The organism is Halodurantibacterium flavum (assembly GCF_042681825.1).
Taxonomy (GTDB): Bacteria; Pseudomonadota; Alphaproteobacteria; order Rhodobacterales; family Rhodobacteraceae; genus Halodurantibacterium; species Halodurantibacterium flavum.
Genome location: NZ_JBHUGH010000012.1, coordinates 112,845 through 130,703, shown reverse-complemented (window position 1 = coordinate 130,703; position 17,859 = coordinate 112,845). Strand labels below are relative to the sequence as shown.

Annotated in this window: 16 protein-coding genes and 1 pseudogene; 5 read left to right on the top strand and 12 right to left on the bottom strand. The window is 63.1% G+C overall.

What is annotated here, in order from left to right; genetic code table 11:
• Positions 1-366 precede the first annotated feature (366 nt).
• The 6 genes and pseudogenes from ACFSGJ_RS15575 to ACFSGJ_RS15550 all read right to left on the bottom strand — a co-directional run bounded on the left by ACFSGJ_RS15575 (position 367) and on the right by ACFSGJ_RS15550 (position 6,314).
• Positions 367-1,622 (bottom strand): annotated as a pseudogene (locus tag ACFSGJ_RS15575) (IS3 family transposase).
• Positions 1,623-1,762: 140 nt separating this feature from the next.
• Positions 1,763-3,973 (bottom strand): hypothetical protein, encoded by a 2,211-nt coding sequence (locus ACFSGJ_RS15570; RefSeq protein WP_390263792.1) that lies wholly within the window; start codon positions 3,971-3,973, stop codon positions 1,763-1,765.
• The gene (gene motA, locus ACFSGJ_RS15565) at positions 3,970-4,839 is read right to left on the bottom strand and encodes a flagellar motor stator protein MotA (RefSeq protein WP_390263790.1); all 870 of its coding nucleotides are present in this window, start codon (positions 4,837-4,839) and stop codon (positions 3,970-3,972) included. The genes ACFSGJ_RS15570 and motA overlap by 4 nt, the downstream gene beginning before the upstream one ends.
• A gap of 72 nt (positions 4,840-4,911) precedes the next feature.
• On the bottom strand, positions 4,912-5,481 hold the full coding sequence (locus tag ACFSGJ_RS15560) for a MotE family protein (protein WP_390263787.1): 570 nt from the start codon (positions 5,479-5,481) through the stop codon (positions 4,912-4,914).
• On the bottom strand, positions 5,478-5,837 hold the full coding sequence (locus ACFSGJ_RS15555) for a hypothetical protein (RefSeq protein ID WP_390263785.1): 360 nt from the start codon (positions 5,835-5,837) through the stop codon (positions 5,478-5,480). The genes ACFSGJ_RS15560 and ACFSGJ_RS15555 overlap by 4 nt, the downstream gene beginning before the upstream one ends.
• Before the next feature lie 9 nt (positions 5,838-5,846).
• Positions 5,847-6,314: a flagellar basal body-associated FliL family protein gene (locus ACFSGJ_RS15550; RefSeq protein WP_390263782.1), complete on the bottom strand. Its 468-nt coding sequence runs from the start codon at positions 6,312-6,314 to the stop codon at positions 5,847-5,849.
• Between the two features lie 98 nt (positions 6,315-6,412).
• Here ACFSGJ_RS15550 and fliF point away from each other — a divergent pair, with 98 nt between their 5' ends.
• The 5 genes from fliF to ACFSGJ_RS15525 all read left to right on the top strand — a co-directional run bounded on the left by fliF (position 6,413) and on the right by ACFSGJ_RS15525 (position 11,040).
• The gene (gene fliF, locus ACFSGJ_RS15545; protein WP_390263779.1) at positions 6,413-8,020 is read left to right on the top strand and encodes a flagellar basal-body MS-ring/collar protein FliF; all 1,608 of its coding nucleotides are present in this window, start codon (positions 6,413-6,415) and stop codon (positions 8,018-8,020) included.
• Positions 8,017-8,613 carry a FliH/SctL family protein gene (locus ACFSGJ_RS15540; RefSeq protein ID WP_390263777.1) on the top strand — a complete coding sequence of 199 codons (597 nt, stop codon included), beginning with the start codon at positions 8,017-8,019 and terminating at the stop codon, positions 8,611-8,613. Before fliF ends, ACFSGJ_RS15540 begins: the two co-directional genes overlap by 4 nt.
• The gene (locus tag ACFSGJ_RS15535; protein ID WP_390263775.1) at positions 8,606-8,881 is read left to right on the top strand and encodes a FliM/FliN family flagellar motor switch protein; all 276 of its coding nucleotides are present in this window, start codon (positions 8,606-8,608) and stop codon (positions 8,879-8,881) included. Before ACFSGJ_RS15540 ends, ACFSGJ_RS15535 begins: the two co-directional genes overlap by 8 nt.
• The gene (gene fliP, locus ACFSGJ_RS15530; RefSeq protein WP_390263772.1) at positions 8,871-9,593 is read left to right on the top strand and encodes a flagellar type III secretion system pore protein FliP; all 723 of its coding nucleotides are present in this window, start codon (positions 8,871-8,873) and stop codon (positions 9,591-9,593) included. The genes ACFSGJ_RS15535 and fliP overlap by 11 nt, the downstream gene beginning before the upstream one ends.
• A gap of 76 nt (positions 9,594-9,669) precedes the next feature.
• Positions 9,670-11,040 carry an aspartate aminotransferase family protein gene (locus ACFSGJ_RS15525; protein WP_390263770.1) on the top strand — a complete coding sequence of 457 codons (1,371 nt, stop codon included), beginning with the start codon at positions 9,670-9,672 and terminating at the stop codon, positions 11,038-11,040.
• A 6-nt stretch (positions 11,041-11,046) separates the two neighbouring features.
• Here the strand turns inward: ACFSGJ_RS15525 and ACFSGJ_RS15520 are convergent, their stop codons facing one another.
• Genes ACFSGJ_RS15520 through ACFSGJ_RS15495 form a run of 6 tightly spaced genes read right to left on the bottom strand, consistent with a single transcriptional unit; the run spans position 11,047 to position 17,788 of the window.
• Positions 11,047-12,141 (bottom strand): flagellar basal body P-ring protein FlgI, encoded by a 1,095-nt coding sequence (locus tag ACFSGJ_RS15520; protein WP_390263768.1) that lies wholly within the window; start codon positions 12,139-12,141, stop codon positions 11,047-11,049.
• Complete coding sequence (locus tag ACFSGJ_RS15515; protein WP_390263765.1) at positions 12,138-13,130, bottom strand: flagellin; 993 nt, start codon at positions 13,128-13,130, stop codon at positions 12,138-12,140. Before ACFSGJ_RS15515 ends, ACFSGJ_RS15520 begins: the two co-directional genes overlap by 4 nt.
• A gap of 1 nt (position 13,131) precedes the next feature.
• On the bottom strand, positions 13,132-14,562 hold the full coding sequence (flgK, locus tag ACFSGJ_RS15510) for a flagellar hook-associated protein FlgK (RefSeq protein WP_390263763.1): 1,431 nt from the start codon (positions 14,560-14,562) through the stop codon (positions 13,132-13,134).
• A 34-nt stretch (positions 14,563-14,596) separates the two neighbouring features.
• Entirely contained in the window at positions 14,597-15,898 is a 1,302-nt protein-coding gene (locus ACFSGJ_RS15505; RefSeq protein ID WP_390263760.1) for a flagellar hook protein FlgE, read from the bottom strand.
• 50 nt (positions 15,899-15,948) lie between these two features.
• The gene (locus ACFSGJ_RS15500) at positions 15,949-16,800 is read right to left on the bottom strand and encodes a flagellar motor protein MotB (protein ID WP_390263757.1); all 852 of its coding nucleotides are present in this window, start codon (positions 16,798-16,800) and stop codon (positions 15,949-15,951) included.
• Positions 16,801-16,858: 58 nt separating this feature from the next.
• Entirely contained in the window at positions 16,859-17,788 is a 930-nt protein-coding gene (locus ACFSGJ_RS15495) for a LysR family transcriptional regulator (protein ID WP_390263755.1), read from the bottom strand.
• Positions 17,789-17,859 lie beyond the last annotated feature (71 nt).

Genomic DNA, 17,859 nt, shown 5'->3' with positions numbered 1-17,859 from the left:
CGGCGTTGCCTCGCGACTTCAGCCTGATGACGGCAATGCGAGACTTGCGCTCTCCACTGTGCGGAGCAGAGGAACACGGTCGGAATGTCACCAGATGCTCTGGCAGGGTTACGGGCGGTGCATATGCTCTCAGTGAATGAGCGCCGAGGGCTTCGAACCTGCAAACGACGGCGGGCTGTTCACAAAGTATTGCGACGCGCGTGCCGGCATGCCGTTGCCGCCCCTCAAGCTCGGCGACGTCCTGTCGACACAAACCTTTCGGTCGTCATCGCAGGGTCGTTGTGATCATCATCTTTGTGGCGTAGCGCCGATACCCGCGCGCCGTTCTGAGCTACTTCCCGATCCTTGGACAGTTTTCCGGCTGATTTAAGCTACTGCCTGCACCTGCTGATCGGTTTCGATGGTGTTGAAGTAGACCACGGCGGGCGGCTGCCCGCCATGGGCGGTGTGGGGTCGCCGATGATTATAGAAGGCAATCCATTGGCCGATGGCAGCCTTGGCCTGCGACCCCGTTTCCCAAGCGTGCAGGTAGACGCATTCATACTTGAGGGACCGCCAGAGGCGCTCGATGAAGACATTGTCGATGCAGCGGCCTTTGCCGTCCATGGAGATCCGGGTGCCAGTGCGCTTCAGCCTGTCCGTCCAGGCAAAGGACGTGAACTGTGAACCTTGGTCCGTATTCATGATCCCCGGCGCGCCGAAGCGGTGGATGGCCTCATTCAACGCCTCGACGCAGAAGTCATTCGACCCTGTTCTTGAACCGGTGGCGAACACGTCTCATTCCAGCGTATTTGAGATGCGCCAAGCCGGCACCTTTCGGGTGAACCAGTCCATGATCGCCACGAGGTAAAGGAAGCCGCGCCGCATCGGCAGGTAGGTGATGTCGGCACACCAGACCTAGCCGGGGCGATCGACCTGCAGCCCGCCCGGCAGATAGGGGTAGGTCTTGTGCCCCTTCCTCGGCTTGCTGGTGTTGGGCTTCTGGTAGATCGGCATCAAGTGCATGAGCCGCATAAGGCGCCGGATGCGCTTCTGGTTCACGCCGTGCCCCTCGTTCTGCAGGTGCCAGGTCATCTGCCGCACCCCGTAGAAGGGGTGTCGAGGAACTGCTTGTCGATGAGCTGCATCAGGTCGAGGTTCTGCTCCGTCTCTGCGACCGGTTCATGATAGAAGGACGAGCGCGAGATCGACAGCAGGCGGCACTGCGCCCCGATCGACAATACTGGATGGCCCCGCTCGATCATCCCGTTCGGCATTGTCTCTCGGACCAATGGCGTTCCAACGCCTCATCACTTGCCGGTCCACGGCTTGAGCTTTCGTGACAAAAAATCGTTGGCGACAGCCAGTTCTCCGATCTTGGCATGCAGTGACCGGACCGTCTCCTCATCCACCTCCGCAACAGGCTTTCTGCCCCCGCGCTCGAAGATATCCGCCGCACCGTCGAGCAGCGCGCTCGCCATTGTCCTTGAACCAATGGCGGACTATGGCTCGCTCCACTGATGGATCATCGTCGGATGCACGCCGTATTTGGCGGCCAGCTCCGACACAGTGCGCTCGCCCTTCAATGCTTCCAGCGCAACACGCGCCTTAAAGCCCGCGTCATGGCTTCTGCGTTTCCGCATTTCGGATCTCCTCGTTCTTGGAGACCAGCAAACGTCAGATCGTAGCCTCCGTCACTGTCCGATTTTCGGGGGGTAGCTCATTTCGTTGGCGGGGTGCCTGGGACCAGTATCTTCGGCTTCGCCCATCTTGGGGTCCGATCTCATTGTGGCTGTTGCTCCGGCAATGCAAAGGACGCGAGCAGAGCTTCGAGCATCGCGCGTTCTTCCTGGCTGTTTGCGAGGAGCGCGCGGCTTTCAGCCAGCGAAGCCTCGAATGCTGCTGTTCCACCAGAAGGAACATTGCCTGAACTCGCCTCCAGCGCTCGCATTGCCTCGCCGCGCGCGCCCTCTGAAAGAGCCGTGGCCGCTTCAATTGACCCGTTACGCCAGAGTCGTGTCACAAGATCTGCATTGGCATCCGCTTCAAGATAGGCAGCCGATGCCGCCTCCGGCTGGCCAAGCATTTCATGTGCCTCTCCGCGGAGAATCGCGGCTTCCGCGCCTGACAACCCGGCGAGATGCGCAAGCGCCACCTGAGGGTTGCGCAACAAGAGCGCCGCCCGGGCGAGGAGGAGGCGGTCACCCGAAAGCGGCTGCGGGGCGTTGTTCAATACGCGGAGTGCAAGTTCTGGAAATCCGAGGCCAAGAAGACGTTCGGCAGTGGCCTGCCGCCCCGTCGGGGTCGCTGCAGTGTCAAGTAATTGCGGATGCTCATAAACTGCGCCCAAGAAAAGAGAATCCGGCGCCGACGCTACGAGATAGTCGAGCAACTGCGCGTCATATTTGGCGCTGGGCACAGTCTTCTGATAGGCCGAAAGCGCAGCTTCGAAGGCGCCCGTGGCCGCAAGCCCCAGCGCATGAAGCTTTGAGAGCTTTGGACCGAGCCCTGATTGTCCCAGTTCGGTCGCGAACGCAGCCGCAGCCTCGACATGGGCGAGTTCGATGCTCTCGCCGTGACGTAGCCGCGCCTCAAGGAAGAGGGCGAGCCCTTCCGGCGTGGCCTCTGCGCCCTCTGTCAGCAAATGCGCCGTGGCAGCTTCCCCATGCCCATTGGCAAGCGCAATGCGGGCGTCGACAATGCCCGTGACAGAGCTGCTTGGTTCTGATGTCCGGCCCATGGCATTTCGGACCATGCCAGCAGCGTCTGGATTCCCGGCGCGCAGGAGGGCATCGACAAGACGTGACCCAAGGTGCCGGCGCAGATGGGGCGGCAGATCAGAAAAAGCGCGCGCAATTGCTGTGCCATTCAGGGAAACCGGCTGGCTGGAGGACGGTATTCCGAGAGCTGCCCAGAGGGCGGCGGATGTATCGCAAGAGGTCATGCCGGCCGTTTCAGGAGGCGTGCGGGAGACAGGTGCATCAATTACTGCGGCGATGCCCGCCAGAGCGGTCGCTTCCGGAGTGCGCGGAGCTGCACTGAGGATCTGTTGTGCCTCGGCGCCGAACCCGAGGTACAAATAAAGACGCGCAAGCTGAAGGGTCTCAGCAGCGGAGCCTCCTTCCCCCACATGGGCCGAGCGGGCGAGCGCGAGATCCGAAGTAATTGTCTCCGTGTTCCCCCAGGCTGAAACATCAAGGTCTTGATCTGATAGACAATCGCGAGGAGATTCAACGTTACGGATGATAGCAGGCACTTCACGATCAAGGGCAGTACGCGCCCGCATTCTGACCTGTGGCGGAGCAAGAGCCTCCTCAACCGACGTCTCGGGCACGGGGTCGGGTTCAGGTAGCACCGGAGCAAGTTCAACGAAGCCTTGTGAGGCTGCTTCTGCCAGCTTTCGGACAAGCAGATCCTGCGCTTCCTGAACGCGTTCCGTCGCCTCTGCGGGCAGTGCAGGTTCCGGCTGCGGTTCGGCTTGCGGGGCCGGGGGCGCGTCATTCCGCCAGAAAAGCGACAGGTCGCGCGCCAGATCATCGGGCCGCCGCGGCTGCGGCGCAGCCGGCCTGCGCGCCGGCGTCTCCGCGGGCTGCGGAACATTCTCGATCAGCGCCTGCTCGAACGGGGAATCGTCGGGGGCGGCGCCGTCCCGGACATCTATGACGATCAGCCCCGGCCGGTCCTCGAAGACATGGGGGTGGCATTCGTCACAGCCGAGCGTCAGGCGCAGGGCCTCGCCGTTCAGCGCCACGTCCGAGATCCGCCGGCGCGCGATCCGGTCATAAATCCGGTCGGTCAGGAAATTGACGCCGGATCGCCCGAGCCGGAGTTCATACCCGCCATCGACCCGCCCGAATTGCCAGTCGGTCCTTTCGTCAAGCACCATCGCAAGCCGCGTAAAGCGCCCATGTTCACCCGACAGAACGCGCACATCTTCCGCGACCGCGGGACTGGCGAGCGCAAGCGTTGCGAGGGTAAGGGATTTTCGCATCATGCAGCCTCCTGCTTCACGGATTTCAGGGCATCTTCGAGGTCGCCGAAACTGGGGCGGACGTGGTGCGGCGTGTTCTGACGGCCCACCTCGATGCAGATATTGGTGGCGTGGTTATGGAGGTTGGCCACAAGAACCTCGCGGATGAGCTGGTAGAAATGCGCGTCTTCCTCGGTCACGCTCCGCAGCCGGTTCGCAAAGGGGCCGACCAGGCCATAGGCCAGAAATACGCCCAGAAATGTCCCGACCAGCGCACCGCCGATCATCTTGCCCAGGACTTCCGGCGGTTGGTCGATCGAGCCCATCGTCTTGATGACACCCAGCACAGCGGCGACGATTCCAAGGGCAGGAAGCGCATCGGCAACGGTCTGCAGCGCATGGCTGGAATGCATGGCATGGGACATGTTCGTCTCCATGCGTTTCTGAAGAACCTCCTCGACCTGATGCGGATCGTCGTAGTTCATCGAGGCGGAGCGAAGCGTGTCGCAGATGAGTTCGACCGCCTCATGATCCGCCGTGATGCGCGGATAGCGCGCGAAGATCGCGGATGTTTCGGGCGATTCGATGTGTTCCTCAAGAACGACCGCGTTCTGGCGCGCAAGGCGGATCAGTTCGAACAAGAGGCACAAGAGATCGCGGTAATCCGACGGCTGCCAGACAGGACCGCGAAACACCTTCCGTATGTCGCGCAGTGTGCGCATGATCGCGGACCGGTCGTTTGCAATCAGGAACGCCCCGACCGCGGCCCCGCCGATGATCATGAATTCGAAGGGCAGGGATTTCAGGATGATGCCCAGCGTTCCCCCGGCCGCGAGGTAACCGCCGAAAACCATCACGAAGATCAACGCGATGCCGATGATACCGATCATGATCCGAACCCCTTTCCTGCCGCATGTCCACGGCAGTATTCCGCGAAAGGATTAACAGGCTTACCCATCGCGCTACTCCGTCGGTGCGAGCGCGTTGCGACCCGCAAGCGTCACGCTGATTGCATAGGCATTGCGGGACGGAAGCCCGGCCATGATGCCGGCGGCGGATTCGGGCCTCATGCGCGCGAGAAAGCCGGCGGCAAATTCCGGCTCCATTTCCTCGAAAAGGACGGCCGCCTCTTTTGGCTTCATCGTCTCATATACGGCGATCAGGCGGAGCACGTCGGTCTCGGCCGCCTGATCGGCGAGTGCGAGCGTGGCAGCGAGCGATTCCTCTGCCGCGACAAGGGCCGCCATCCGTTCCGATATGCGCCCTTCCGCGATGGAGAGCGCCTGCATCCGTTCGCCGAGCGCGGCCTCCAGGGCGGCCACCCGGGCCTCGCGTTCCTGAAGGGCAGCCAGGAGCGCGGCCGGTTGCGGCTCTTCACGCTGGGGTGGGGCAGGGGCCGCCGCTTCCTGCGCCAATGCGCCTGTCATGGCCGACCCGAGGCGCAGCGCGCCCGAAGCTGAAAGAACGATGACGACGACCCATAGAATACCGCGTCGGCGGAGCGGCTTTCGTGCAGCTTTTTTAGGTGTCATTCGGCAGGCTCGAACGAATAGCGCCCGGTCCGGTGGCGGACCGAGCGTGCACGGGGCGCGCGCGTCTCGACCTCGGGCAGATCATGCATCGCGGCCAGCAGAAGCTCCAGCCGGTTTGCGGCGGCAGTGGCCTTTGAAACCTGCGAATCCAGCGCGCCGGCAGAGGCCTTTGACGCGGCCTCCGCGCGGCGAAGGACGCGCGTAAGTTCTTCTACCTGCGAGGAAAGGACCGCGATGGCGCCGCCCATCCCCCCCTCGAGCCGCGTGAAGCGACGCAACCGGTGTGAGAGGACCAGACAATAACCGGCGGCCGCGATGGAGCCGGAAACGAGAAGAAGATCAGAGATGATTTGCATGTCACCCTCTCAGTTCATGACGAATTCGGTGATGAGGAGGTCGTTGACCCGTTCTTCGCCCAGAACCATCTTCAGGCGGCGCAGCATCTGGCCCCGGAGGCGCGCCAGGGCCCCGGCCTCCTCCAGCTGATGGGGTTCGAGAGCGTGCAGGTAGCTGTTGAGCACGTCGAGAATGCGCGGCATCTGCTCGGTCACCATCGCCGCACGGGCGGGATCGACCTCCAGCTGTGCCGCGAATCGCAGATGCGACCGGCGCACCGGTGATCCGACGGCGACGACGATCGGCGGGATCTGCACGAAGGCCGAGGGTGCCGGCTGCGCCGTGGCCGCGGACGCGCCGGGCAGGGAAATCATGCCCGAATAGGTCGCGTAGAAAGCTCCTCCGCCGAGGAAAAGCGCCGCACCACAGCCAAGCAACAATGGCCAGAACCGACGCCGTTTCGGCGCGGGCTCGGCGGGATGATCTGGTTCTGCCATCGCTTTCTCCCGTTCTAGGTTTGTTCAAAGCGATCTAGCGGAATGTCACTAACCGATTGTTAAGCCGCATCGGCAATTTTGAAGGCGCCGGGGGCAGAATGCCTCGAGAAAGGAGAATCGCCTTGACGCAGCTTCAATCAGCCTGGAACAGCCTGAATGGGCAGAAAAAGCTCATCGCCGTTCTGGCTGCCGCCGCAATTCTGGCATCCGTGTTCGGGATCACGCGACTCGCGCTCTCGCCGACGATGGCGCTGCTTTATGGCGGGCTGGAAAGCAGTGCCGCGGGTGAGGTGGTGCGCGCGCTGGAACAGCGGGGTGTCCGGCATCAGGTGCGGGGCGATTCGATCTGGGTCGATGAACGGCGCCGCGACGAAATCCGGATGACACTTGCGGCCGAGGGGATGCCGTCGAACGGCGCCTCGGGCTATGAACTTCTTGACGGTCTTTCCGGGTTCGGAACCACGTCGCAGATGTTCGATGCGGCCTATTGGCGCGCGAAAGAGGGTGAACTCGCGCGGACGATCACCGCGAATCCCCAGATCCGGGCGGCGCGGGTTCATATCGCCCATACCGGCACCCAACCCTTCCGGCGAGAGATCAGGCCCACCGCATCGGTCACCGTGACGACGGTCAACGGCGGGCTGGCGCCCGCCCAGGCCCGCGCGCTGCGCTACATGATCGCCTCGGCGGTGGCGGGCCTTGCGGCCGAGGATGTTTCGGTGATCGACACTGTCGGTGGCATGATTGCGAGTTCGGACGAAACCGGCACCCCGGCCCAGCAGGGGCATGAGCGCGCGCTGGAACTGCGCCGGAACGTCGAACGTCTGCTGGAAGCGCGGGTCGGGCCGGGCCGCGCTATCGTAGAGGTGAGCGTCGATACCGTCACGGAAACCGAACAGATACTGGAACGTCGCATCGACCCCGAGAGTCGCGTCGCGATCAGCGCCGAAACCGAAGAGCGGAATTCCAACAGCAACGACCAGGGACGTGCGCAGGTCACGGTGGCCAGCAATCTTCCGGACGGAGAGGCCGCGAATGGCGGCGGGACCTCGCAAAGCCAGTCGAGCGAAAGCCGCGAGCGCGTGAACTATGAGGTGTCGCAGCTTCAGCGTGAAATCAGCCGCGGCCCTGGGGCGACACGGCGGCTTTCGGTTGCCGTCCTTCTGGATGAGCCGCGTGGCGCCGATGGCCTTCCGCAACTGAGGGGAGAAGAGGAGATCAGCGCCCTTCGTGAACTCGTCGCCTCGGCAGTCGGTTTCGACGATGCGCGGGGGGATGTCATTACCATCAAGTCGATGGCGTTTGAGCCCGCCCAACCTCCGGGGGAGTTCGCGGAGGCAAGCCTGTTCGGCACGCTCGACCTCATGGGCCTGATCCAGCTTGCGGTTCTGGCGGTGCTCGCGCTGCTTCTGGGGCTGTTCGTTCTGCGGCCCCTTCTGTCTGCAAAACCGCAGGCGCTGCCCGCACTGCCCGAGCCCGAGGATGAGATGGAGCAGGCCTTTGCGAGCCTTCCGCCATTGTCAGGCGAGATTCAGGATATGGGCGAACTGCCGACGATGTTTCCGGTCATGGGCGATATCGGGATGGATCGGGAGGAGGAAAGCGACGATCCAGTCGCCCGCCTGCGCCGCCTGATCGAGGAACGGCAGCAGGAAACCGCAGAAATCCTGCGCGGCTGGATGGAAGAGCGGGAGGGCAGGGCATGAATGCGCGACCTCAACTGAGGAATTTCGATCTCGCCGACACGCCCCCTGATCCGCCGAGTTTTTCCGCCCAGGAGGTGGAGGCGGCGCGCACCGAAGGTTACGCCGAGGGGCATGCCGCCGGCCGCCGCGAAGCCGAGGAGGAATATCATCAGCGCCAAGACCGGCTGACGGAAGAGCTTTCTTCGCATCTTCAGGAGCTTTCGTTCGGATATCACGAAGCGCTCAACCATATTCTTGCTGCGCTGGAGCCGCTTTTCGCCGAGATCACCGGCACCCTGTTGCCGGAAGCTGCGCGCGCGGTCCTGCCGCTTACCCTGAACGCCGCGCTTTCCGACCTTGCCGCCGAGGTTGCCAAAGGGCCGCTCACACTCGAACTCTGCGCCACCGACCGCCCGGCCGTCGAGAAGATACTCGATGGCTCGGCCCTGCCGGTTCGCCTGCAGGAGCTGGCGGATCTCGCGCCCGGGCAATTCCGTATCTGCAAGCCGGATGGTGGCGGAACCGCGATAGACATGCCGGCCGTCGTCGAGGCGCTGGGCCAGGCTGTTACCGACTTCTTTACCCTTACGAAAGAGAGGAAGCTTTATGGATGATGCCGTCGCATTGCCGCCGAACCCGTTCTCGCAGGTGCCCATCGAAGTGACAATCACTGTCGGGCGCGCCCGCCCGCTGATCCGCGATCTGCTACAACTCAAGCGGGACGCAGTGGTGCCGCTCGACCGGCGCGTCGACGATCCGGTCGAGCTCTACATCGGTGACAAGCTGATCGCGCGGGGGGAGTTGGAGGAGCTTACGGATGATCAGGCCGGTCGTCTGGCCGTGCGCCTGACCGAGGTCGCGGATTTCCAAGATGGGCTATAGGACGGCCGCCCTTTTCCTCCTGCTTCTCGCCGCGGCCACGCCGGCCGCTGCACAAGAGATTTCGATCGATCTGGGGCAGGGGACGCTGGGCGGACGGACCATTCAGCTGATCCTGCTCCTGACGGTGCTGAGCCTTGCGCCCGGCATCGCGATCATGGTCACCTGCTTTCCCTTCATCGTGACGGTGCTTTCGATCCTCCGGCAGGCAATCGGGTTGCAACAATCGCCGCCCAACATGCTGATCGTCAGCCTGGCGCTGTTCCTCACCTATTTCGTGATGGAGCCTGTCTTTCAAGAGGCTTGGCGCGCGGGCATAGGCCCGCTCAGCGAGGGTCTTCTGTCCTATGAAGAGGCTTTCCCCGTCGCGGTCGACCCCTTCCGCCGCTTCATGGCCGCGCGTATCTCTCCGGCGACCTTCGAGGCCCTTCAGACCTTGCGGCCCGATTCGGATGCGGCGCTAACCCCTTCCGCGCCGTTGTCCCTCCTGGTGCCCTCATTCATGCTGACAGAGATCAGCCGCGCCTTCGAGATCGGCTTTCTTATCTTCCTGCCGTTCCTGATCATTGACCTTGTTGTTGCCGCAATCCTCATGTCGATGGGCATGATGATGGTTCCCCCGGCGATTGTTTCCCTGCCGTTCAAGCTCGCGTTTTTTGTCGTGGCCGACGGCTGGACCCTCGTTTCCGCGGCTTTGGTGCGAAGCTACTCCTGAACTGACGCTGCTTCTCTCTGGCGGGTCTGCAGCGAATGGCGCAGACTGCACAGCGGATCATGTGACGGAGAGGTAAATGAACAGGCTTTCGAACTCGCTCGTGGCGGCCGATGTTGCTGCGGTGCTGCACCCCTACACCAACGCGCGCGCCCATGAACAGAAAGGCCCGCTGATCATTGATCGCGGCGAGGGCGTCCATGTCTATGACGAGGCGGGTAAGGAATATATCGAGGGGTTGGCGGGGCTCTGGTCCGTGGCAGTCGGTTTTAATGAGCCGAGGCTAGTCGAGGCTGCAGTCCGGCAGATGCAGAAGCTGCCGTTTTATCACACCTTCGCCCACAAGTCGCATGAGCCCTCGATCCGGCTGGCAGAGAAGCTCGTCGAGATGACGCCAGAGGGCCTTGATCGCGTTTTCTTCACTTCCTCCGGATCGGAGGCGAACGACACCGTCGTGAAACTGGTGTGGTTCATGAACAACGCTTTGGGCCGGCCGCAAAAGAAGAAATTCCTTGCCCGGACCAAAGGCTATCACGGAGTGACCGTGGCCTCGGCCAGTCTTACCGGTCTTCCGAACAACCACCGGGACTTCGACTTACCCGCCATTCCTGTCAGGCATCTGACTTGTCCGCACCATTACCGCTTTGCGCATGACGGGGAGAGTGAATCCGAATTCTGCGCGCGGTTGATCGCCGAGACCGAGCAGGTGATCCTGGAGGAGGGGCCGGAGACGATCGCAGCCTTCATCGGTGAACCCCTGATGGCTGCCGGTGGTGTCATGCCGCCGCCGGCAGGCTACTGGCCTGGCATCGAGGCCCTATGCCGCAAGTACGACATCCTGCTTGTCGCGGATGAGGTGATCTGCGGTTTCGGCCGGCTGGGTTCTTCCTTCGGCGCGGTTCATTATGGGTTTACCCCGGACATCATGGTGCTTTCGAAGCAGATCAGCTCGTCCTACATGCCGCTTGCGGCAGTGGTTTTCACCGACGAGATCTATCAGGCTGTCGCGGACAATACGAACAAGATCGGGACCTTCGGGCATGGCTTTACGGCCTCGGGTCATCCCGTCGCGACTGCGGTGGCGCTCGAGAATCTCGCGATCATCGAAGAACGCCATCTTGTCGAGAATGCGCGTCAGATGGGCGATCTTCTTCAGGTCGGGCTCGCCCCCCTGGCAGATCATCCACTGGTGGGCGAGGTGCGGGGCGCCGGCCTTATCGCAGGGCTTGAGCTGGTGTCCGACAAGGCCACGAAAAAGCCGTTCGACCCTGTCGGCAAAATCGGCGCCCTCGCGGCCGAGGCCGGCCAGGAAGAGGGGCTCATTTTCCGCGCCATCGGGGACACGCTTGCGCTATGTCCGCCCCTGATCGTTACGGAAGAGCACGTTCATCAGATCGTTCAAAGGATGGAGGCGACGCTGAACAAGACAGCGCGCGCGCTCACATCCTGAGGTTACTCAGTTCACGACAAACTCGGCATGCAGCGCGCCCGCCGCGCTGATGCTTTTCAGGATATCGATCATGTCGCGCGGGGCGACCCCCAAGGCATTGAGCCCCGCCACAACTTCGGAAAGATTCGTCCCGGCAGAGATTTCGGCCAGTCCAGTGGCGGGACCATCTTCGATCTCGGCGCGCGTGCGCGGAACGATAACCGTTTCCCCGCGTGCGAAGGGGTTCGGCTGCACGACAACGGGTTGTTCCTCGATGCGGAGCGTCAGATTACCCTGAGCTACGGCAACCCGGGAAATACGTACATCCGCACCCATGACGATTGTCCCTGACCGCTGATCGACAACCACTCGGGCCCGCTGTTGTGGTTCCACGGCGATGTTCTCGACCCGCACCAGCGCATGGGCGGGCGAGGCCTGGCGCGTGGACGGGATGTCCAGCAGCACGGTTCCCGCATCCAGCATCGCGGCCACCGACCTGCCGAAGTTTCCGTTGATCGCCTCTTCTATCCTGCTCGCGGTTGTGAAGTCCGGCTCGCGAAGCGCAAGCCGGATCTGCCGCAGGCTGCTGAAATCGAAATCGAGCTCCCGTTCCACCCGGGCACCTGCGGGGATGACGGCGGTGGTCGGAACCCCGCGAACAACCGAAGCAGCCTCACCTTGCGCCGAGACGCCGCCGGCCAAAAGCGACCCTTGGGCCACCGCATAGATCTGGCCATCCGCCCCCGTCAGGGGTGTCATCACGAGCGTGCCGCCAAGCAGGCTCTTTGCATCGCCGATGGCGGAAACGGCGACATCTATCTGCCCGCCGGCGCGGGCAAAGGGCGGAAGCGTCGCGGTGACAAAGACCGCCGCGACGTTCCGGGGGCGGAGCTGTTCCCCCGTGACATTCACCCCGAGCCGTTCGAGAATGTTCGACATGATGTCTTCGGTATAGGGCGCGTTGCGCAGGCTGTCGCCCGTGCCATTAAGACCGACGACCAACCCGTAGCCGACGAGATCATTTCCGCGGACGCCGTCGAATTCCACAAGATCCTTGATGCGGATCGGGCTGGCCTGGGCCAGGCCCGGCAGCAGAAGCAGGACGAGGAGTATTCTGATCATCGGAGGAAGTTCACCAGGGAAAGGCCGGACATGCGGGCCGTGATGGCATAAAGTGTTTCCAGTTGGGTCTGGACGGCGTCGAGCTCGGTTGCCGCATCGAAAGGATCGACGCCGATCAACGCCTGTCGCGCCTCGCCCAAAACGGCTGTCTGGGCGCCGATCTTGGTTATTGCGCCCTCGATTCTTGCCTCGACCAGCCCCACCTCGGACCGGAGGGAGGACAAGGGACCCTGCAGCCCCATCAGGATTTCGCCGGCACGCAGGCTGAGTGCGGTCTGCTGACTTGGCGAGTCGGGCAATGCCCCCTCACCGATCAGCGCGCCGAGCGCCATTCCCACAAGAAATTCGGTGATGGCCGGATTATCCGCGCGCACCTGAAGCGTCGCAGTTTCGGTTTCGGACAGGGCAAAGGGGGCAAGCGACTCATCCGACCCGATATAGGCATTTCCGGCTTCAAGCCATCCGCGCACCGCCTGTTCATATTCCTGCGCCGAGGTCGCGCCCACGAGTTCGTCCCGAAGGGCCTCAAGGATATCCGCCGCAGGCAAGATCGCGGGAGAGTCAGTCGCCGTGCCGCCGAAAAGCGTCCGCCCCCCGACTTGCATATTCAGCGCGGAAACGACCGAGTGGAACCTGTCATGCGCCTCAAGAATGACTGCTGCGACGCCGGTCTGATTGCCCAGGCTGCCCAGCGACAGCATGAGCGCCGCAACATCCGTGGAGGCCGTCTGGACCAGATCGAGGGTGGTCTGTGCGCCCCGCGCCATGAGGTCGGCCTCGGTGGCGGAGGTCCGATAGGAGGCCAGCTTGGCGATGTCGCGCTCAATCGCTGCCAGAGCGTTATAATCGCCCCGCAACCGGTTGCCGACATCGCTCGTGCGTTGGCTCGCCATTTCATTCGCGTGGCGCAGGAGCGCGGTCTTGGTCTGCATCATCTGATTGCGCAACGTGATGTGCCGCGCCAGGTCGCCAGTGGGGAGGGAAACCATCTTACAACCTCAATATCGTGTTGATCATGTCGTCCACCGCCTGAATGACCCGGGCGTTGGCGGAATAGGCCTGCTCGATCAGGAGGAGGCGCTGCAGTTCCTGATCGGTGTCGACGCCACCTTGCAATTCCGCAAGGCGGAGTGTTTCGACGCGCGCCGTCGCGAAGCTCGCCCGCGTTTCCAGCCCTTGGCGCTGCGTACCCAGCATCGAGATCATCTCACCTGCGAGGCCGCCGAATGACTTGGACGTCGCGCCGAAATTACCGGAAGCGGTTGTCCCCGGCTGAGAGAGCGCCTCGGCCAACGCGTTGAGTCTGCGTGCATCCCCCGCCTCTCCGGGTGCTGTTGCCCCGAGACCGGCCCGAAGCCGCCACAAATCGCCGCCGCTTGCCGGGTCAGCCGCAGTATTGACACGCAGACGGCCGGCGAGGCCTGCCTCATCCAACGGGTCGGGCATTGCACCCAGATCGGTGAAAAGACCTGGGGCGCCGGCGGCAAGCGTCGGGTCCGCCGAAGGATCGGCCATCCGCTCGATGAGGTTCCGCGCGAGCGCGTCCAGCTGTGCCTGCGCCTCGACCGCAAGCACATCCCGCACCTGAAAATGTGCCGAAAGACTGCCGCCGGCCAGCATCCGGTCTGCCGGCTGCCCGTTGATGCTCAGCGTTGAAAGCGCACCGGAGGCCACCGTCATGTCGGCGGTGATCAGCCCGGCGGGGGAAAATTCCACGTGGCTCGGCGCGCCATCAAGAAGAATGGCGCCCCCCGCGGTGAAGATCGCAATCTGGTTGTTGTCGCGGGGCACCTCTCGGATCGGGACGATGGTCGCGATCTGGTCCACAAGCTGCTGGCGTTGGTCGAGGAGGGGGCTGATATCACGCCCGCTCGCACCGACCGTCATGATCTGGCGGTTCAGATCCGCGACGAGGTCGAGCGCGGTGTTGAGTGTGGAGACCTCGATCGCGATCGTGCGGTCCGCGTCACTCCGCGCAGCCTGGATGTCGTTCGAGGCGGTATTGAAGGTCTGCGCAACGGATTGAGCAGCGGTCAGTACCTTGGAAAGATGTGCCTCGGATTCCGGCCGGCTCGCCGCGTCGAGGATGGTGGCCTCCAGCGCCGCGATGCGACCGGAAAGCGAGGAGGCCTGATCGGGGGTTCCTATCGTGGTTTCCACGCGGCGCAGGAAGGCAAGCGAGGTCGAGGCATTTCCGGCCTCTGCCATCGACATGCGGCGGTCGTTGAGCACGGCCTGGTCGAGGATGCGCTTGACGCCCGAGATCCGCACCCCCGAATAGGCGTTCGAGGACAGGACAAGTTCGCGCCGCGCGTAGCTTTCGTTCAACGCATTCGCGATGTTGTTGGACACCACCTCGGCGCTTCGCGCGGCGGAGTTCAGCCCCGACAGGGCGCTGGACAGGGATGTTGAAAGACTCATGTCGTTTTCCCGGATCGGGGGCTGAGATCAGCCGTCAGCGTTTGATGTTCGTGGTTTCCTGCAACATCTCGTCCACCGTCTGGATCACCTTGGCGTTCGAGGAATAGGCCCGCTGCGTCTGGATAAGCTGCGTCAGTTCACCCGCCACGTCGGTTGCGGATTCCTGGCGGGAATAACCGCGGATGGCCCCTGTCGGACCGTCCCCCGGATTCCACAGATAGAAGGCGCCGCTCGCGTTCGTGACCTGATAGGCTTGGTTGTCCATGGAGCGGAGGCCGTTCATGTTGGGAACGTCAACCACCGGGATCTGGTAAACGGGACGCGTCGCGCCGTTGCTGTAGATGGCATAGACGACACCGCTGTCATTGACCTCGACATTGGTCAGGCTTCCGACGGGATAGCCGTTCTTGTCGATGACGATCGGTGTAAAGCTGTCGCCGAGCTGCGACATCCCGCCAGGCTCGCCCAGGCGGCCGATTGCCATGCTGAGCGGGCCGCCACCGACCGTGATCTCTACCTCACCCGCGACGGGGTCATAGGTCCCGCCGGAGATCGGCGTGACCGAGGCCAGCCGCCCGCCGCCCCCGCGCGAGTCGTCGAAGACAAGCGTGAACTCACCGATCACCGCTCCGCCGGAGGCAGAGTCTCGGATCGTCATTGTCCATTCGTTGGAACTGCCGGCAGCCGGGACGACGGGCTCGTACGTGATGCTGAGCGATTCCGAATTTCCGAGATTGCCGAAATACTCGATGCTGACCGATTCGATTTCACCCGCAGCCCCGGCCATGGTGCTTGTGGCGGGCAGGTTCACCCCGACTTCGACGCGTGTCGTGGGTTCCCCGGTATATTCATTGAAGTTGATGCGGACGGGCTGCAGCCCGGCGACGCTGTCCCGCGGATAGTTCGGCAGGCTGCCATCGGCGGCAAGCGGCCACCCCAGAAGGACAAGCCCGCTATCGGTCCGCAGAATTCCCTGGGCGTCAGGCCGGAACGAAGATGTCGGCGTCAGCATGAACGGCGCCTGGCCGCCATTGACGAGCGAGGCATATGTCGTCACCGGCAGCATGCCGCGGCCGGTCACGGCAAGATCCATCGCGTTGGTACTGGAAACGAGTGCGCCGCCCTGATCCACCAGCCGTGCCGAGGTGACCCGCACGCCGCCGGCCGTATAGCTGCCGGTATTGCCGCCGTTGATGACCATCGCATGGAAGTCCGTTGTCGCGCGGCGGTAGCCGTAGGTGGCCGAGTTCGCAATGTTGTCCGAGATCGCGGCGAGCCGTGCTGCGTTCGCAGCCAGCCCCGCGACCCCGGCGTTGAGGGATGATGAAATCGTCATGCTGCGCCTTTCTGGATCAGAAGATTCTCACGCAGCTTGCAGCCCACGGTTTAAGATCGTCCTAATGCCGGCGAGCGGCGCAAAAGAATGACCTCCAGCCGGTTGTTGCGCGCCGACATCGGATTGCGCATTGCGGGCTGCCGGTCGGCATGGCCCGCGACACGCCTGATCCGGCGATCCTCAAGGTCATGATCCGTCAGCAGAACCCGCATCGTCTCTGCCCGCTGGCTGGAAAGATGCCAGACCGGATTTTCCCGTATCATGATCGGATAGACCCGTGTGTGGCCGTTGATCGCGACCCCGTTCCGCACCAGCGCGAAAGTGTCTGCGATGATCTCTGCCAGCGCGATTGTGATCGTCCGTGGTTCCGCGGTTTCGCCCTGAAAAAGCGGCGCGTCCTCCAGATCGAAGATCTCGACGATGAGCCCTTCATCCGTGATGCGTGTCACGATATGGCGCAAAAGCTGTTCGCGCATCGCGCTTTCGCCGGTGCGGGCCAGTAGCGCCTCTTCGATGGATTCGAGCTGTTCCTGCGAAAGCTCTTCCATCTGCTGCGGGTCGGTGCCGGTCTGACCGACGGCCTGACGTTCGTCGCTGGGCGATATGCTGCTGGCACCCCGGCCCGCGCTGGCGGCGCTGTCCTCGGTCCGCGGATCGGTTCCGCCCATCACGCCGGTCCCGCCTGCGGCGGTGCGGGAAATAGGGACCGTGGGATTGAAGTAATCCGCGAGCCCCTTGCGCTGTTGTTCCGTCGTCACGTTGATCAGCCACATCAGCAGGAAGAAGGCCATCATGGCGGTCACGAAATCCGCATAGGCCACCTTCCACGCCCCGCCGTGGTGACCTGCCGCAACAACCTTCTTCCGCTTGATGATGACCGGCTTTGCATTCGCAAGCGCCATAGCACCACCCCACGTTCACACCCGGTTCAAGGTTTAGGGGCAAAATCTGAACGTGGCCTTAATTCGAGGGCGGCGCGTCAGCCTCCCCGGACGAGGCAGCGAGCCGTTCCAGCGCCGCCGCGGCGAATGTCGCGAACTGGCGCCCCGGTTCGGGCAGTTCGGGCTGGTTGGAATAGGCAAGGACGAAACGGTGCGGAATATCGGGCCGGAATGGCCGAAGGACGATCGGCAGATCGAGGCATTCCCGCACAAGCAGGGAATTGACGATCGAAACACCGAGCCCCTTGGCGACAAGGCCGCAGGCGGAACTGACCGAATGCGTCTCGATCCGCACATTCGGCTTGATGCCCGCCATCGCGAAGGCCAGATCCAGGTCGCGGCGGGGCGCGCGCCGCCAGCCCAGCAACACAAGATCGTGCTGCCGCAGATCATAGGGCCGGACTTCCGGCAATTCGGCAAGCGGGTGCCCCACGGGCATGACACAGACGGATGACGCGGTGACGATCGGCGAAAGCTCCAGCCCCGGTTCCGCCAGCGGAAGGCGCAAGAGGCCGATCTCGGCCTGACGCGCGTGCAGCATCCGGGTGATGGCATCATAGGGTCCGTGCATCACCTCGAACCGGACCTCGGGATGCAGCGGCAGGAAAGAGGCGATGATCTCTGGCAGGATGACCCGCGACATGCTGGCCGGCACCGCGATTCGCAGCACAGTCGCAGGCCCGCGCCCCTGCCGCAGTTCATCCGCGGCCTCGTTGAGAAAGAACAGCCGTTCAAGCAGGTCCTGTGCGTGCCGGTCTAGATGGCGGCTGGCGCGGGTCGGGACAAGCCGCGCGCGGTCCCGCACAAAGAGTTGCAGGCCAAGGTCTTCTTCCAGCTGGGAAATCCGGCGGCTTACGGCGGACTGAGAGATACCGAGCATGTCTGCCGCCGCCTGCGTCGATCCGGTGCCGAGAACGGCGCGATAGGCTTCAAGGTCCTTGAGTTTCATGTGCCTCTACGGTCTATGCTGACTATGCGCTGCGGAGTTCTTGTCTATGCGTAACTTGCATAGACTGGCGT

Bases quoted from the DNA above. Each gene is read 5' to 3' on its own strand.
- ACFSGJ_RS15570 (WP_390263792.1), bottom strand. From the start codon at position 3,973: ATGATGCGAAAATCCCTTACCCTCGCAACGCTTGCGCTCGCCAGTCCC.
- motA (WP_390263790.1), bottom strand. From the start codon at position 4,839: ATGATCGGTATCATCGGCATCGCGTTGATCTTCGTGATGGTTTTCGGC.
- ACFSGJ_RS15560 (WP_390263787.1), bottom strand. From the start codon at position 5,481: ATGACACCTAAAAAAGCTGCACGAAAGCCGCTCCGCCGACGCGGTATT.
- ACFSGJ_RS15555 (WP_390263785.1), bottom strand. From the start codon at position 5,837: ATGCAAATCATCTCTGATCTTCTTCTCGTTTCCGGCTCCATCGCGGCC.
- ACFSGJ_RS15550 (WP_390263782.1), bottom strand. From the start codon at position 6,314: ATGGCAGAACCAGATCATCCCGCCGAGCCCGCGCCGAAACGGCGTCGG.
- fliF (WP_390263779.1), top strand. From the start codon at position 6,413: ATGCCTCGAGAAAGGAGAATCGCCTTGACGCAGCTTCAATCAGCCTGG.
- ACFSGJ_RS15540 (WP_390263777.1), top strand. From the start codon at position 8,017: ATGAATGCGCGACCTCAACTGAGGAATTTCGATCTCGCCGACACGCCC.
- ACFSGJ_RS15535 (WP_390263775.1), top strand. From the start codon at position 8,606: ATGGATGATGCCGTCGCATTGCCGCCGAACCCGTTCTCGCAGGTGCCC.
- fliP (WP_390263772.1), top strand. From the start codon at position 8,871: ATGGGCTATAGGACGGCCGCCCTTTTCCTCCTGCTTCTCGCCGCGGCC.
- ACFSGJ_RS15525 (WP_390263770.1), top strand. From the start codon at position 9,670: ATGAACAGGCTTTCGAACTCGCTCGTGGCGGCCGATGTTGCTGCGGTG.
- ACFSGJ_RS15520 (WP_390263768.1), bottom strand. From the start codon at position 12,141: ATGATCAGAATACTCCTCGTCCTGCTTCTGCTGCCGGGCCTGGCCCAG.
- ACFSGJ_RS15515 (WP_390263765.1), bottom strand. From the start codon at position 13,130: ATGGTTTCCCTCCCCACTGGCGACCTGGCGCGGCACATCACGTTGCGC.
- flgK (WP_390263763.1), bottom strand. From the start codon at position 14,562: ATGAGTCTTTCAACATCCCTGTCCAGCGCCCTGTCGGGGCTGAACTCC.
- ACFSGJ_RS15505 (WP_390263760.1), bottom strand. From the start codon at position 15,898: ATGACGATTTCATCATCCCTCAACGCCGGGGTCGCGGGGCTGGCTGCG.
- ACFSGJ_RS15500 (WP_390263757.1), bottom strand. From the start codon at position 16,800: ATGGCGCTTGCGAATGCAAAGCCGGTCATCATCAAGCGGAAGAAGGTT.
- ACFSGJ_RS15495 (WP_390263755.1), bottom strand. From the start codon at position 17,788: ATGAAACTCAAGGACCTTGAAGCCTATCGCGCCGTTCTCGGCACCGGA.